The following is a 13,302-nucleotide window of genomic DNA, read 5'->3' on the forward strand; positions in this document are numbered from 1 at the left end:
CGGAGGCGGTTCGGGCGAGGGGCGTGGCGGGGCGGCACGGCGCCAGTAACGTCCGGTCCGAAGCTGCCCGCCCCCCCCCGGATCCGGAAGGTCTCACCGGTGCCCCTGCTCACCTCTCCCGTCCCGACGTCTGCCCTGCCGACCTCCTCGTCCTCCTCGTCCTCCCCGCTGACGGTGGCCGCGGCGGCTCCCGACCGCAACCTGGCCCTGGAGCTCGTCCGGGTCACCGAGGCCGCCGCCATGGCCGCCGGCCGCTGGGTGGGCCGCGGCGACAAGAACGGCGCGGACGGCGCCGCCGTGCGCGCCATGCGCACCCTCGTCTCCACCGTCTCGATGAACGGCGTCGTCGTCATCGGCGAGGGCGAGAAGGACGAAGCCCCGATGCTCTTCAACGGAGAACGCATCGGCGACGGCACCGGCGCCGAGGTCGACATCGCCGTCGACCCCATCGACGGCACCACCCTGACCGCCAAGGGCCAGCCGAACGCCATCGCCGTCCTGGCCGCCGCCGACCGCGGCGCCATGTTCGACCCCTCCGCCGTCTTCTACATGGACAAGCTCGTCACCGGCCCCGAAGCCGCCGACCACGTCGACATCAACGCCCCCGCCTCCGTCAACATCCGCCGCGTCGCCAAGGCCAAGAACTCCTCGCCCGAGGACGTCACCGTCGTCGTGCTCGACCGGCCCCGGCACCGGGGCGTCATCGACGAGGTGCGCGCGACCGGCGCCCGCATCAAGCTCATCTCGGACGGCGACGTCGCGGGCTCGGTCCTGGCGGTCCGCGAGGGCAGCGGCGTCGACCTGCTCCTGGGTGTCGGCGGCACCCCGGAGGGCATCATCTCGGCCTGCGCGGTCAAGTGCCTGGGCGGCACCATCCAGGGCAAGCTGTGGCCGAGGGACGAGGCGGAGCGCCGGCGGGCGGTCGACGCGGGCCACGACCTGGACCGCACGCTCTTCACCGACGACCTGGTCAAGGGCGACAACGTCTTCTTCGTCGCCACCGGCATCACCGACGGAGAGCTCCTGCGGGGCGTGCGCTACGGCGCCGAGAGCGCCACCACGGAGTCCCTGGTCATGCGCTCGCGCTCCCGCACGGTCCGCCGCATCGACTCCACGCACCGGCTGTCGAAGCTGCGCGCCTACAGCGCGATCGACTTCGACCGCGCCAACTGAGGCGCCGTCATGTCCCGTATGCGCAGGGCGATGTACGTGCTCAGGCGACGTGCCGCCGCGGCGACGGTCCCGCCGGCCCTTCCGCCACGAGCCGGCGGTACGCGTACGCGGCGGACGCCAGCGTCATGTGGTGGTGCCAGCCGGGGTACGAGCGCCCCTCGAAGTCGCGCAGACCGTAGTTCTCCGTGAGGTCGGCGAGGGCGGCGACGGTGCCGGACTGAGCCCGCACCAGGGGCAGCAGGTCGTGCAGCGGCGGGTGGAGCAGACTCGTGAGCCAGACGCGTCCGACGCCGTGCGCCCCGGGGCGCCGCCGGGCGAAGAGGCGGTAGACGCCGGGCGAGACACCGCGCCGCCCGGGCAGCCGCACCAGGGCGGAGACCAGCCGGTCGGCCTGCGGCGGCAGGTGCCGGAGCCCGCCCGCCGTGGCCGCCGCCCCCTTCGGGGAGAGCAGCTGGAGGAGCCGGCCCGCGGTGAGGGTCCCGTCGGGTGAGCCGGGCGCGGCCGCCCGCCCGCCCTCCGCCACGACCCGCAGGCCGTGCGGCACGGCGATCAGGCAGTCCCGCCCGCGCGCGGACAGCTCCGTGGCCAAGTGGGCCCCGGACGTGGGGTGGTGGCTCGTGTCGGCGACCACCGGCACCGGTTCCCGCCGGGACAGCGGGGCGAGCGAGTCGACGAGGTGCAGGACGTGCTCCGTGGGGGAGCAGTGCCGCACGTCCTCGGGGACGCGCGTCCGCGCCCGCAGCTCCTCGTCCTCGTGCCACTCCTTGGGGAGCCGCAGCCGCCAGTCGACGGGCACGTGCGCGGAGTCCGACGACAGGAACAGGCCGATTCCGACCTGGCAGTTGACGGTACGGCCGGTGCTGCGCTCGAAGCGCTGGTGCACCCCGCAGGAGTGGCTGCCGCGCTTGGGCAGCACCGCGACACCGACGGTCCAGGCGCGCACCCGGGTGCGGCGCTCGGCCAGCCGCAGCAGCTCGTGGCGGGCCGGGTCCCAGTCCCAGGGGCTGGCGTTGGCGAACTGGTGCAGCGACTGGGCGGCCGTCGGTCCCGCGTGCAGCTGTGCCGCCAGCCGCCGCACCGACTTGCGGCCGGGCGTGGTGAGCAGCCCCAGTACGTACGCCGCGGCCCAGCGCCGCTGGTCCGCGCGGCGCAGATGGCCGAAGACGGTCTCCGCGTACGAGGTGATCGACGTGTCGGCGATCAGCTCGGGCAGCCGGTGTTCCTGGAGCTCTGTCATGGCATTCCCTCCCCGTGATGGCGCCTGACACCGACAAGAATAGAGAACGTTCGTTTTCTTTTGAAGCCCCGGGGGCAGATGACCGCTACTTGGCCAAGTCCGGCGTGCCCGGGACAGCGCGGGGGTCGACTTTCGGAAGTCGGCGTTGTCGGTGGCGCGCCGAGTGCCCACAGTGGCTGTGGCGTGCAGGACCGGAGCGGATTCCGATGCTCCGGGGAACAGGGAAGGGCGCGATGGTGAAGCAGGAACGGGCCGCGAGAACCAGGGAGGCCCTGGTCCGCGCGGCGGCCCGCGAGTTCGAGCGCACGGGGTACGAGGGCACGTCCCTGGGCCGCGTCGCCCGCTCCGCGGGCATCTCGGTCGGCGCGCTGACCTTCCACTTCGCCTCCAAGGCGGGGCTGGCCCTCGCGGTGCGGACCCGCGGGGACGCCGCCGTCCGCGACTGCGCGGCGCTGGCGGGCCGGAGCACGGCGCCGCCGCTCGACACCGTGGTCGCGCTCACCCTCGCCCTGGCGCGGCTGCTCGAGGAGGACGAGGTGGTGCGGGCGGCGGTGCGGCTGTGGCGGGAGCTTCCCGAGGGCGACGGCTCGTGGTCCGCTCTCTGGCGGCCCACGGTGACCGAGGCCCTGGCCCGCGCGGACCGGGGCGGACTCGGCCCCGCCGTCGGCGCGGGCGACGTGGTGCTCCTCGCCGAATACCTCCTGGCGGGCGCGGAGTCCCGCCTCTCGGGACGGGCGCACGGACCGCGGGGCGGGGGCGAGGACGGGGACGGCGACGGGGACGGGGACGGGGGCGACGACAGCGTGGAGCGGCACCTCTCCCGCCTCTGGGCGCTCGCCCTGCCGGGCCTCGCCAAAGGCCCCGTCAACCGCCCCTGAACGCAGGGGAAACGCAGACAGCCAGGACCCGGCGTGCGCACGCGCGCGGCGGCCGGTCCGGCACGTATCGGGAAGGTGGGACGGTGAGCAGACGGAGTGAACCTGCGGTCCTCGCACGCGAGTCGGCCGTCCCCTGGGGCGGACCCGGGGGCGGCCCCGCGTGGGGGAGAGGCGGCGCACAGCCGTGCCGGACACCCGGCGACGCGCCGCGCGGGCGTACGGGCGGGTCCGGCCGCGACGTGCTCGCCGTGGACGACCTCCTGGAGCGGGTACGGGAGGACGGCGAGGCGGACGCCGGCGGACTGCGCTTCCTGCCGGCCCTCGACCGGCTCCTGCACTCCCTGGACACCGAGGCCGACCTGCACGCGGAGGGCCGCGCGGCCGCCCGCGCCGAGCTGATGTCGGCCCTCCAGAAGCAGCAGGCGATGATCCGGCTGCTGCGGGAGAGACCCGAGATCGCGCTGAACGACATCCGGGCCCCGGTCTTCGTCACCGGCCTCCCGGGCAGCGGCGCGGCGCTGCTGCACAACGCCCTCGCGGAGCACCCCGGCCTCGACGCGCCGACCCTGGCGGAACTGCACGACCCCACGGACCGCGCCACCACCCTGCGCCGGCGCCGCGCGGCCCTGGACCGGGCGGCGCGCGCCGTACGGGGTCCGGCGCAGGCCACCGCGGGGCGCGGCTCCGGGCTGCTCATCGGACCCACCCGGCCCGGCGGCTGCCACCGGCTGCTCGGCAACGCGTTCCACGGCATGACGGCGGCGCTCTCCTGGCGCGTGCCCGGTTGGGCCGCCTGGCTGGAGTCGGCGGACACGACGGAGGCGTACGCCTTCCACCGCGCCCAGATCCAGGCCGTCACCTGGCGGATCCCGGCCTCCCGGCTCGTGCTGCGCGACTCCTTCCACGCCCGCCACCTGGGGCAGCTGCTGCGGGTCTACCCGGACGCCAAGGTGGTCCAGGTGCACCGCGATCCGGCGGACACCGTCGCGGCGTGCGCGGGCATCGCGACCGCCCTGCGCGGCCGGACGGCCCGGCAGGTGCGGCCCGCCGGACAGGAGTGGGCCGACCGCGTCGAGCGCCACCTGGCGGCCGCCGAACGGGCCCGGCTCGACGTGCCGCGGGGGCGCCTGCTCGACCTCACCTTCGACGACCTGATCGCGGACCCGGCCGGGCAGGTGCGTGCCGTGCTCGCCTTCGCGGGCGTCACCGCGACACCGATGTTCGACCGCGTCGTGTCGACGTTCGTCGAGGGAACGGTCCGCGAGGCGCGCCGCGCGCGCTTCTTCCAGCCCGCCGAATTCGGGCTTTCCCGACGGGAGTTGACCAGCCGCTTCGTCCTGTACCGGGCGAGGTACGGGGTGTGAGGAGCCGGACCCGGGCAGCAGCTCCACGCAGCGGACCCGAGAAGCAGACCGAGAAGCCGACCCAAGAAGCCGACCCAAGAAAGCGAGTGCCGTTCGGTGACCGTGGAAATCGACCAGGCGACGCGACCACCCCTGCGCGAGCCCACCCCGCCCCAGGGGCCCGCCCCGCTCCAGGAACCCGAACCGGCCATCCCAGCCTGGCGGTTGGCGCTCACCGTCGGGGTCGTCGCCCTGGGCGGGCTGCTCTTCGGCTTCGACACGGGCGTCATCTCCGGCGCCCTGCTGTTCCTCAAGGAGGACTTCCACCTGACGTCCTTCCAGGAGGGGGCGGTGATCTCGTCGCTGCTCCTCGGCGCGGCGGCCGGCGCCCTCTGGAGCGGCGGACCCGCCGACCGCTGGGGACGGCGCGGGACGCTCATTGTCGTCGCTGCCACCTTCACGCTCGGGCTCGCCCTCGCCACCCTGTCCACCGGCTTCTGGACCCTGGTGGCCGCGCGGGTGATCCTCGGACTCGCCGTGGGCTCGGCGTCCTCGCTCGTCCCGCTGTACCTGGCCGAGGTGGCGCCGCCCCGGCTGCGCGGTCGCCTCATCACGGTGAACCAGATCCTGCTCACCGCGGGCATCCTCGTCTCGTACCTGATCAACCTCTGGTTCGCCGGGGACGCCGACTGGCGCGCGATGTTCGGCGTGGGCCTCGTCCCGTCCGTCCTGATGCTGGCCGGCCTCTTCTTCGTGCCCGAGAGCCCCGTGTGGCTCCGGCGGCGCGAGCGCGGCGAGCTGACGGCGGCACGGGAACCGGACGGGAACCGCGGCACCCTGCGCACGATGCTGGCCGAGCCCGTCGTGCGGCGCGCGCTGCTGATCGGCGTCACGATCGGGGCGGTGCAGCAGTTCGCGGGGATCAACACGATCATCTACTACGCCCCCAGCATCATGCGGCGGGCGGGCCTGCCCGCCACCAACTCGATCATGTACTCCGTCGCCATCGGCGTGGCCAACCTGCTCATGACGGTCGCGGCGATCCCGCTGGTCGACCGGGCGGGCCGCAAGCCGCTGCTCGTCTTCTCGCTGGTGGGCATGGCGGCGGCGCTCATCCCGCTCGGCTGCGCCCTCAACGGGGCGTTCGGCGGGGCCTCGCACGGGGTCAGCCTGGTCTCCATGGGGCTCTACGTGTCCGCCTTCGCGGTCGGCATCGGCCCGGTCTTCTGGATCCTCGCCGCGGAGATCTTCCCGCCCGCCGTACGCGCCAAGGGCGTGGCGCTGTGCGTCCTCGTCAACTGGTCCGCCAACTTCGTCGTGGGCCAGCTCTTCCTGCCCGCGGCCGACCGGTTCGGCGAGGCCGCCGTCTTCTGGTGCTTCGCGGCGGTCTGCCTCGGCGCGCTGGTCTTCGTGGTCCGCGCGGTGCCCGAGACGAAGAACCGCTCGTTCGAGGCGATCCAGCGGGACCTGGCGTCCGCTTCACGGCACTGATTCTTGCATCAGGATGCAATCTAACTCACCAACGGAGGCTCCCATGGCGACGGATGTCGCACCCCTCGGAACGGCCGGACCGGCCGCTCCGGCCGACTCGGCCGGCGCCGCCAGTACGGTCGGCACGAACCCCGACGCGCCCGCAAGACCCGTCGGCTTCGCCCGGCTCCCCTCGCTGACCGGGCTGCGCTTCATCGCCGCGGTCATGGTCTTCCTCTTCCACGCGTCCCTGACGACGGAGCCGCCCCTGAACCCCTTCAGCGGCGACGTCTCGGACTTCTTCCACGCCGCCGCCAGCAAGACCGGATGGATGGGCGTCACCTTCTTCTTCCTGCTCAGCGGCTTCGTGCTGACCTACTCCGCGCGCCCGAACGACACCCCGCGCAGCTTCTGGCGGCGCCGCCTGGTCAAGCTCTACCCGAGCCACGTGGCCGGCTGGATCGGCGCGATGGCGCTGTTCGCCGCCGCGACCGCCACCTGGCAGCAGTGGCTGCCCAACCTGCTCCTGCTGCAGACCTGGATCCCGGACTACCACACCTACCTGAGCATCAACCCGCCGAGCTGGTCGCTCTCCTGCGAGGTCTTCTTCTACCTCTGCTTCCCGCTGCTGCACCGGTGGATCGCGCGGATCCGGCCCGAGCGGCTGTGGGCGTGGGCCGGCGGCCTGGTCGTCACGATCACCGCGATCCCGGCCCTCGGCTACCTGCTGCTGCCCGACGGCACCATGTCCAACGGCTTCCCGGTCTCCGAGGTCCAGTACTGGGCCGTCTACATGCTGCCGCCGGTGCGCACCCTCGACTTCGTCCTGGGCATCGTCATGGCCCGCATCCTCATGACCGGCCGCTGGATCAACCTGGGGCTGCTGCCCGCCTGCGGCCTCGTCGTCGTGGGCTACGCCGCCGCCAACGCCACGCCCTGGCTCTTCGGGCTCAACGCGGCGGCGCTCATCCCGTTCGCCCTGCTCATCCCCGCCGTCGCCACCACCGACCTGCGCGGCGACCGCTCGCCCTTCCGCGGCCGCGTCATGGTGTGGCTGGGCGAGGTGTCCTTCGCCTTCTACATCGTCCACAACGTCCTGCTGGTGTACGTGCGTTCGCTGATCGGCGAGACCCGCCTGTTCGGCTTCGCCGGGGGCATGGGCGTCATGGCCCTGTACTTCGTGGTGTGCCTGGGCTTCGCGTGGCTGCTGCACAAGGGCGTCGAGATGCCGATGATGCGCCGGTTCGCCAAGCCCCGCGCGGCGCGGCGCCGATAGCGACGACGAGAGCCGGTAGCGACGACGAGAGCCGGCGCGCCCCGCCCGGGGGCGCGCCGGCTCTTCCGTGCGTCCACATGCTGGCCCTCGCCGCGCACCTTGACCTATGCTTGCAAAGGCAAGTAATTCACTGCTGTGACGACACCGTGGGGCGCCGAGCCGCTTCCAAGGGGGCCGGGGTCCGGGCGCAGGCGAGAACAGGACGGTGAAGGACGGCATGGCGACTGCCGCGCGCGGACGGCTCAACGGCGAACTCGAACTGTGGAGGCAGCTGCTGCTCCTGGTGAACGGGGTGAGCACGACCCTCGACAAGAAGCTCCAGCGCCAACACGGCGTGACCGCATCGGAGTTCACGGCCCTCTCGGTCCTCGGGCGCGGCGCGCTGCGCATGCAGGAGCTCGCCGACTCGGTGGGGTCGAGCCAGTCCACGATGAGCCGTCTGGTCACCCGCCTGGAGAACGAGGACCTCGTCGCCCGTACGGTCGGTGAGGAGGACCGGCGGGTGATGTTCGCCCACCTCACCGCCGAGGGCAAGAAGCTGGTCGCCCAGGCGCAGGGCACGTTCGCCAAGGAGCTGTCGCTCGCCCTCGACCTGGCCTCCTTCGAGCCCGAGACGGCGTCCCTGGTGAACCGGCTCCGGCACGCCCCGGCGCCCGAGGCGCGGTAGCGGAGGCACACGACAGAGCCCGGTGGCGTCGGTTCTCACCGCCCCACCGGGCTCTGTACGGATTGTCGGCTCAGGCCGCCTCGGTCCCGCCCTTCGCGTCGTCCTCCTCGATGAACTCAGCGATCAGCTCGGCCAGTTCGGCCGGCTTCTCGAAGACCGCGAAGTGGCCCGCGTCGAGCTCGGCGTACCGGCTGCCCTCGATCGCCGCGTGCAGCGCCCGTGAGTGCGCGACCGGGATCATGTTGTCGTGGGTGGCGCCGATCACCAGGGTCGGCGCGGTGATCTTCGGCAGGTGCTCGGTGATGTCGAGCTCCAGGTTGAGCGCGATCTGCCGGCCGATCCCCGCGGGGACGCCGCCCGAGACCATCTCCTCGACGCCCGCGACACCGAACGAGTTCACCTGCGCCGTGGTCCAGCCGTTGAGCTGGAGGAACCGGCCGAAGGTCTCGTGGTCGAGCTGGTCGAGGCGGTGCCACAGGTCGAAGTAGAGCTGCTGGCGGGCGTCGTTCTTGATCCAGCCGGTGAGCAGCACCAGGCGCCGCACCTTCTCCGGGTGCGCGGCGGCGTAGGCGGCGACGGCGAGGGCGCCCTGCGACCAGCCCACCAGGTCCACCGGGCCCTCGGCGCCGCTGTCCTCGATCGCCGCGTCGATCTGGGCGACGAGCAGCTCCAGGGTGAGCGGGCCGCCCTCGTCCTCGGTGGCGCCGCTGCCGGAGTAGTTGGGGACGACGACGGTGCGGCGGTCCTGGAAGGTGTCGCGCAGGTGGTCGTACGTCCCCGCGTCGCCGCCGGTGCCGTGGACCAGGACGAGGCCGGGACCGGTGCCGGTCTCGAAGTACTCCACCTTGGAGCCGTGCGTCGAAGCGAAAGGCATCGCTTTCTCCTTGCTGTCGTGTCGCTGTCGTGCGGGAGGGGGAGGCCGCGCCGGGCGGTGCCGGCGCGGCGCCGCGGCCCGGTGCTCGGGGCCGCGGAGATCAGGGGGCGGGTCAGCCGGCGGCGGGCTCGACGGACTGCGCGTGCCGGAGGATGCCGCGGGGGTCCCAGTCGGCCTTCACCCGCTGCAGACGCGGGTAGTTGTCCTTGTAGTAGAGCGCGTGCCAGGGCGTCTTCGAGGTGTTGAGCGCCGGGTCGCCGAGGTCGGTGTCGGCGTAGTTCACGAAGCAGCCGTCGTTGACCCGGCCGGGTGCGGGGACGCCGCCGGAGGCCCCGTAGACGTCCCGGTAGAACTCGCGGACCCATGCCAGGTGGCGCGCGTCCTCCGCGGCGTCCTGCCAGAACGCCAGGTACTGGAGCTTGAGCACCGAGTCCCGCTGGGCCACCGCGGTGGCGTCCGGCGCGACGGCGTTGACGCGGCCGCCGTACCCCGCGATCAGCAGCAGCGCCGCCGGGTTGGTGTAGTCGGTGCGGGTCAAGTGGTGGTACGCGGCGGAGAGTTGGTCGTCCGGGAAGGTCGCCCGCATGTACGCGGACTTGTCCTCGAAGCGGAGCGTCGGGTCGCCGCCCGCGAACCCCGGCCACTTGGTGGCGTGCAGGAACGGCAGCCGCTGGGTGCTGACCGCGGGGGTGACCGGCACCCCGGCGCCGACGGCCGCGACGAACGCGTCCAGGTCGGCCCGCGCGCCGGAGCGGGTGGCGTCCAGCTGCGTCACCATCGTGATCGCGCCCGCCGACCGGTGCGCCGCCTTGAGCTGGCTGAACAGGTCCAGGTGCGTGGCGTCGGGCCCGCCGTGGGCGACGAACCAGTCGGCGTAGTTCTTCACCAGGCGCTTGAAGCCGGTCTGCGTGAGGCCGTCCCAGGACCAGGTGACGGTGCTGGTCAGCAGCTCCGCCGGCGGCCGGGGCAGCAGGCGGGCGGGGTCGGAGCCGGTGGCGCCCGGGGTGCGCAGCAGGTACTTGGTGACGATGCCGAAGTTGCCGCCGCCGCCTCCGGTGTGCGCCCACCACAGGTCGCGCAGGCGGGCGTCGGCGGAGTCCCGGGTGGCGACGACCTTGCGTACCGTCTTGTCCTTGTCGACCGTCACGACCTCGACGCCGTACAGGTGGTCGACGGTGAGCCCGAACAGCCGGGACAGCGCGCCGTAGCCGCCGCCGACGATGTGGCCGCCGGCCGCGACCGACGGGCACGAGCCGCCGGGCAGGGTGACCCCCCACTGCTTGAACAGGGTGCAGTAGAGGTCGGACAGCCAGGCGCCGGGCTCCACCACGAAGACCCGCTGAGCGGCGTCGTAGGTCACCGAGGTCAGCTGCGACAGGTCGATGAGGACCTTGATGTCGGAGCTGGTGGTGAAGTCCTCGTAGCAGTGGCCGCCGCTGCGTACCGCCACCCGCTTGCCCGCGGCGACGGCCTCCTTGACGGCGTCGACGACCTGGTCGGCGCTGGAGACGAGCCGCACGTAGTCGGGGCTGCCCACCCAGCGCTGGTTGGTGCCGCGGCTCAGCTCCGGGTAGCGGATGTCGTCGGGCCGCACGGTGATCGCCGCAGGCGCGGCGGAGGCGGTGCGGGCGGCGTCGGCGCGGGTGGGCGCGGCGGCGTGGGCGATGCCGGCGGCGGGCACGGCCGCGCCCAGGGCCGCACCGCCCGCCACGGCGGAGCGCCGCAGGACCTTGCGCCGGGTGAGCTCACTCATCAGTGCTACTCCAGGAGAAGTCGGGTGCCGCGGGTGGTTGCCGCGGCAGGTCGGGCGACCCGTGACCGCACACCGCCGGCCGGTGGTGGGGGGGTCGGCCGGGGGTGGGGTTGGGGGGTGCGTGGTTGGGCGGTGGTGGTGTCGGGGGCCCTCGGCCGGTGGTGGAGGCGGCGGGGGTGCCCCCGGCCGGTGGTGGCGTCAGTCCGTGGTGGCGTCGGCGGTGGCGGGTGCCGACGGATTCGGGGTTGCGGGCACGGCCCCCTGCGGGGTGGTCGCGGGCACGGACCGGTTCGGGGCGCCGGCCGGAACGGCCCGGTGCGGGGTGGCGGTGGGATCGGTCGCCGAGGCCGTCGAGGCCCCCGCGGCGCGCCGGTCCTTGGTGAGCTCGCGGGCGGCGACGGCCGTCGCGAGCCAGGACAGCAGCGCCGACGCGGCGATGACGGCCCGCAACCCCAGGTCCAGGCCGAGGAGTTGGCCGCCGAACCAGGCGCCGAAGGCGATGCCGATGTTGAACGCGCCGATGTTGATGGCGATGGCGAGGGTGGGCGCGCCGTCCCCGGCCGCCGTCAGGATGCGGGCCTGCAGGCCCGGCATCACCGCGAAGTAGGCGGCGCCGAAGACGACGAGGAGGACGAGCAGCAGCCAGGGCGTCCGGCCGCCGAGCGCCATCAGGGCGAGGTCGGCGCCGAGCGCCGCGAGGACGCCGACGAGGGAGGGCATCAGCGCCCGGTCGGCGAGCTTGCCGCCGATGAGGTTGCCGATGAGGGAGCCGCAGCCGACGAGCAGCAGCAGCCAGCTCACCGTCGAGTCGTCGAAGCCGCCCATCGAGGTGAGGATCGGGTTCACGAAGGTGTACGCGGTGAAGACGCCCGCCATCGCCAGGGCGGTGATGAGGATGGCGATCTGCACCTGGGGATTGCGCAGCACCCGCAGTTCGTCGACGGCGCCGCCGGCGACGGGCACCGGCGCGACGGGCGGCCGCCAGGCCACCAGGGCGAGGGCGAGCAGGCTCAGCCCGGCGATGCTCCAGAAGGCCGACCGCCAGCCCAGGTGCTCCTCCAGGAGGACGCCGAGCGGCACGCCGAGGACGGTGGCGAGGTTGAGGCCGACGGCGACCCGCGACACGGCCGTGGCCTCCTTGCCCTTCTCCGCCAGCGACCCCGCGACGACGATGCAGACCGCGAACAGCGTGCAGTGGGTGATCGCCGAGAGGACGCGGGCGGCCATCAGGACCGCGTAGCCGGGGGCCAGGGCCGCGAGGACGTTGCTCGCGGTGAACAGGCCCATCAGGCCGAGCAGCAGGGGAGTGCGGGGCACCCGGCTGCTGGCCAGGGTGACGAGCGGGCCGAGGACCACGACGCCGAGTGCGTACGCCGTCACGAGCAGACCCGCGTCGGACAGGGAGACGTCCAGGTCACCGGCGATGGCGGGCAGCACACCGGCGACGACCAGCTCCGCGCTGCCGACGCTGAAGACGCAGAGCATCAAGGGGAAGAGGGCAAACGGCATGGCTGTTCCAAGTCACGGGTCGGGGCACGGGGCACGTCAGGAGGGGTGCCGGGTCAGTCCCACGGCGAGATCAGGAGCTTGCCGCGCGAGCCGCCCGCGGCCAGCCGCCGGTGCGCCTCGCCCACCTCGGCCAGCGGGAACGTGGCCGCCACCCGCAGGGTGAGCACCCCCTCGTCCACCAGGGCGGAGAGCTCCTCCAGGCGCCGTCCGTCCTGCTCGACGAAGGACATGCGGACGTCGATGCCGCGTTCGGCGACGGGCGGCGCGCTCGGCACGATGGAGACGGCGCGACCGCCGTCCCGCACACCGGCGACGGAGGCCGGCAGCCCCGCGGTCTCCAGGAGGGCGTCGGCGGTGCCGGGCGGCACCGGGCGCTCGGCGGAGTACGTCTCGTGGGCGCCGAAGGCGTGCAGCCGGTCGGCGTCGTCGGGCCGCGCGTAGGCGAGCACCTTCAGGCCGCGGGCCGCGGCCAGTTGGACCGCGAACCCGCCCACGGCGCCGCTCGCGCCGGTGATGAGCACGGTGCCGCCCGCGGGCGGGTCGAGGAGTCCGAGCGCCTGGTGGGCGGTGAGCCCGGCCAGCGGCAGCGCGGCCGCGTCCCGGAGGTCGGCGGAGCGCGGCGCCTTCGCGGCCAGGCCGGCGTCGAGCGCGACGTACTGCGCGTGGGTGCCGACGCCGGTGGCCATCTGGGCGGACATGGCGACGACCCGGTCGCCCACGGTGAACCGGTCGACGCCGGGCCCGCACTCCTCCACGACACCGGAGAGGTCCCAGCCGAGGGTCATCGGGAAGCCGTGGCGGATGTTGCCGGCCGCCGCGCCCGAGCGGACCTCGAGGTCGACCGGGTTCACGGCCGAGGCCGCGACGCGGACCAGGATCTGTCCGGGCTCGGGCGCGGGGCGGGGCAGGTCGGACACGGTCAGCAGTTCGGGGTCCCCGTACCGGGGGAGGGTGCTGGCACGCACGCGGGTTCCTCCTGGAGATATGTGAATACGGGAGAACGTAGCAGTCGTTCGGTTCTCAGCTCCCGGCCGCGCGGCCCATGCGTTCCTACTTCGCCAAGTCCCGGAAATGGCCGGACGCCCTTGCAGTTGAATGCTTGAGAATGCATAGATTAAGTCG

11 protein-coding genes are annotated in these 13,302 nt (G+C 73.6%); 6 read left to right on the forward strand and 5 right to left on the reverse strand.

Features of this window, described 5'->3' with window-relative positions:
• Positions 1–135: 135 nt before the first annotated feature.
• Positions 136–1,173 (forward strand): class II fructose-bisphosphatase, encoded by a 1,038-nt coding sequence (gene glpX, locus ACZ6B8_RS14195; protein WP_471607559.1) that lies wholly within the window; start codon positions 136–138, stop codon positions 1,171–1,173.
• Positions 1,174–1,213: 40 nt separating this feature from the next.
• On the opposite strand, the gene ACZ6B8_RS14200 is transcribed toward glpX, so the two are convergent.
• On the reverse strand, positions 1,214–2,410 hold the full coding sequence (locus ACZ6B8_RS14200) for an IS701 family transposase (protein WP_471607384.1): 1,197 nt from the start codon (positions 2,408–2,410) through the stop codon (positions 1,214–1,216).
• Between the two features lie 233 nt (positions 2,411–2,643).
• On the opposite strand from ACZ6B8_RS14200, the gene ACZ6B8_RS14205 reads away from it, so the two are divergent.
• The 5 genes from ACZ6B8_RS14205 to ACZ6B8_RS14225 all read left to right on the forward strand — a co-directional run bounded on the left by ACZ6B8_RS14205 (position 2,644) and on the right by ACZ6B8_RS14225 (position 8,044).
• Positions 2,644–3,288, forward strand: a complete 645-nt coding sequence (locus tag ACZ6B8_RS14205) for a TetR family transcriptional regulator (protein WP_471607385.1) — start codon at positions 2,644–2,646, stop codon at positions 3,286–3,288.
• Between the two features lie 83 nt (positions 3,289–3,371).
• Positions 3,372–4,652: a sulfotransferase family protein gene (locus tag ACZ6B8_RS14210; RefSeq protein WP_471088750.1), complete on the forward strand. Its 1,281-nt coding sequence runs from the start codon at positions 3,372–3,374 to the stop codon at positions 4,650–4,652.
• Between the two features lie 96 nt (positions 4,653–4,748).
• Complete coding sequence (locus ACZ6B8_RS14215; protein ID WP_471607386.1) at positions 4,749–6,122, forward strand: MFS transporter; 1,374 nt, start codon at positions 4,749–4,751, stop codon at positions 6,120–6,122.
• A 43-nt stretch (positions 6,123–6,165) separates the two neighbouring features.
• The gene (locus ACZ6B8_RS14220; protein WP_471088754.1) at positions 6,166–7,377 is read left to right on the forward strand and encodes an acyltransferase family protein; all 1,212 of its coding nucleotides are present in this window, start codon (positions 6,166–6,168) and stop codon (positions 7,375–7,377) included.
• A gap of 217 nt (positions 7,378–7,594) precedes the next feature.
• Positions 7,595–8,044 (forward strand): MarR family transcriptional regulator, encoded by a 450-nt coding sequence (locus ACZ6B8_RS14225; protein WP_471607387.1) that lies wholly within the window; start codon positions 7,595–7,597, stop codon positions 8,042–8,044.
• Positions 8,045–8,114: 70 nt separating this feature from the next.
• Here ACZ6B8_RS14225 and ACZ6B8_RS14230 read toward each other — a convergent pair whose 3' ends face one another.
• From ACZ6B8_RS14230 to ACZ6B8_RS14245, 4 genes are all read right to left on the reverse strand, one after another.
• On the reverse strand, positions 8,115–8,918 hold the full coding sequence (locus ACZ6B8_RS14230; RefSeq protein ID WP_471088757.1) for an alpha/beta fold hydrolase: 804 nt from the start codon (positions 8,916–8,918) through the stop codon (positions 8,115–8,117).
• 112 nt (positions 8,919–9,030) lie between these two features.
• On the reverse strand, positions 9,031–10,671 hold the full coding sequence (locus ACZ6B8_RS14235; protein WP_471607388.1) for an FAD-binding oxidoreductase: 1,641 nt from the start codon (positions 10,669–10,671) through the stop codon (positions 9,031–9,033).
• A 198-nt stretch (positions 10,672–10,869) separates the two neighbouring features.
• The gene (locus tag ACZ6B8_RS14240) at positions 10,870–12,180 is read right to left on the reverse strand and encodes an MFS transporter (protein WP_471607389.1); all 1,311 of its coding nucleotides are present in this window, start codon (positions 12,178–12,180) and stop codon (positions 10,870–10,872) included.
• Positions 12,181–12,233: 53 nt separating this feature from the next.
• Entirely contained in the window at positions 12,234–13,145 is a 912-nt protein-coding gene (locus ACZ6B8_RS14245) for an NADP-dependent oxidoreductase (protein ID WP_471607390.1), read from the reverse strand.
• Positions 13,146–13,302: the final 157 nt, after the last annotated feature.

Source organism: Streptomyces sp. NPDC041122, assembly GCF_055592445.1.

What these genes read in the sequence shown, in the direction of transcription:
- ACZ6B8_RS14200 (WP_471607384.1), bottom strand. Translation starts at nt 2,410, where the DNA reads ATGACAGAGCTCCAGGAACACCGGCTGCCCGAGCTGATCGCCGACACG.
- ACZ6B8_RS14205 (WP_471607385.1), top strand. Translation starts at nt 2,644, where the DNA reads ATGGTGAAGCAGGAACGGGCCGCGAGAACCAGGGAGGCCCTGGTCCGC.
- ACZ6B8_RS14220 (WP_471088754.1), top strand. Translation starts at nt 6,166, where the DNA reads ATGGCGACGGATGTCGCACCCCTCGGAACGGCCGGACCGGCCGCTCCG.
- ACZ6B8_RS14225 (WP_471607387.1), top strand. Translation starts at nt 7,595, where the DNA reads ATGGCGACTGCCGCGCGCGGACGGCTCAACGGCGAACTCGAACTGTGG.
- ACZ6B8_RS14230 (WP_471088757.1), bottom strand. Translation starts at nt 8,918, where the DNA reads ATGCCTTTCGCTTCGACGCACGGCTCCAAGGTGGAGTACTTCGAGACC.
- ACZ6B8_RS14235 (WP_471607388.1), bottom strand. Translation starts at nt 10,671, where the DNA reads ATGAGTGAGCTCACCCGGCGCAAGGTCCTGCGGCGCTCCGCCGTGGCG.
- ACZ6B8_RS14240 (WP_471607389.1), bottom strand. Translation starts at nt 12,180, where the DNA reads ATGCCGTTTGCCCTCTTCCCCTTGATGCTCTGCGTCTTCAGCGTCGGC.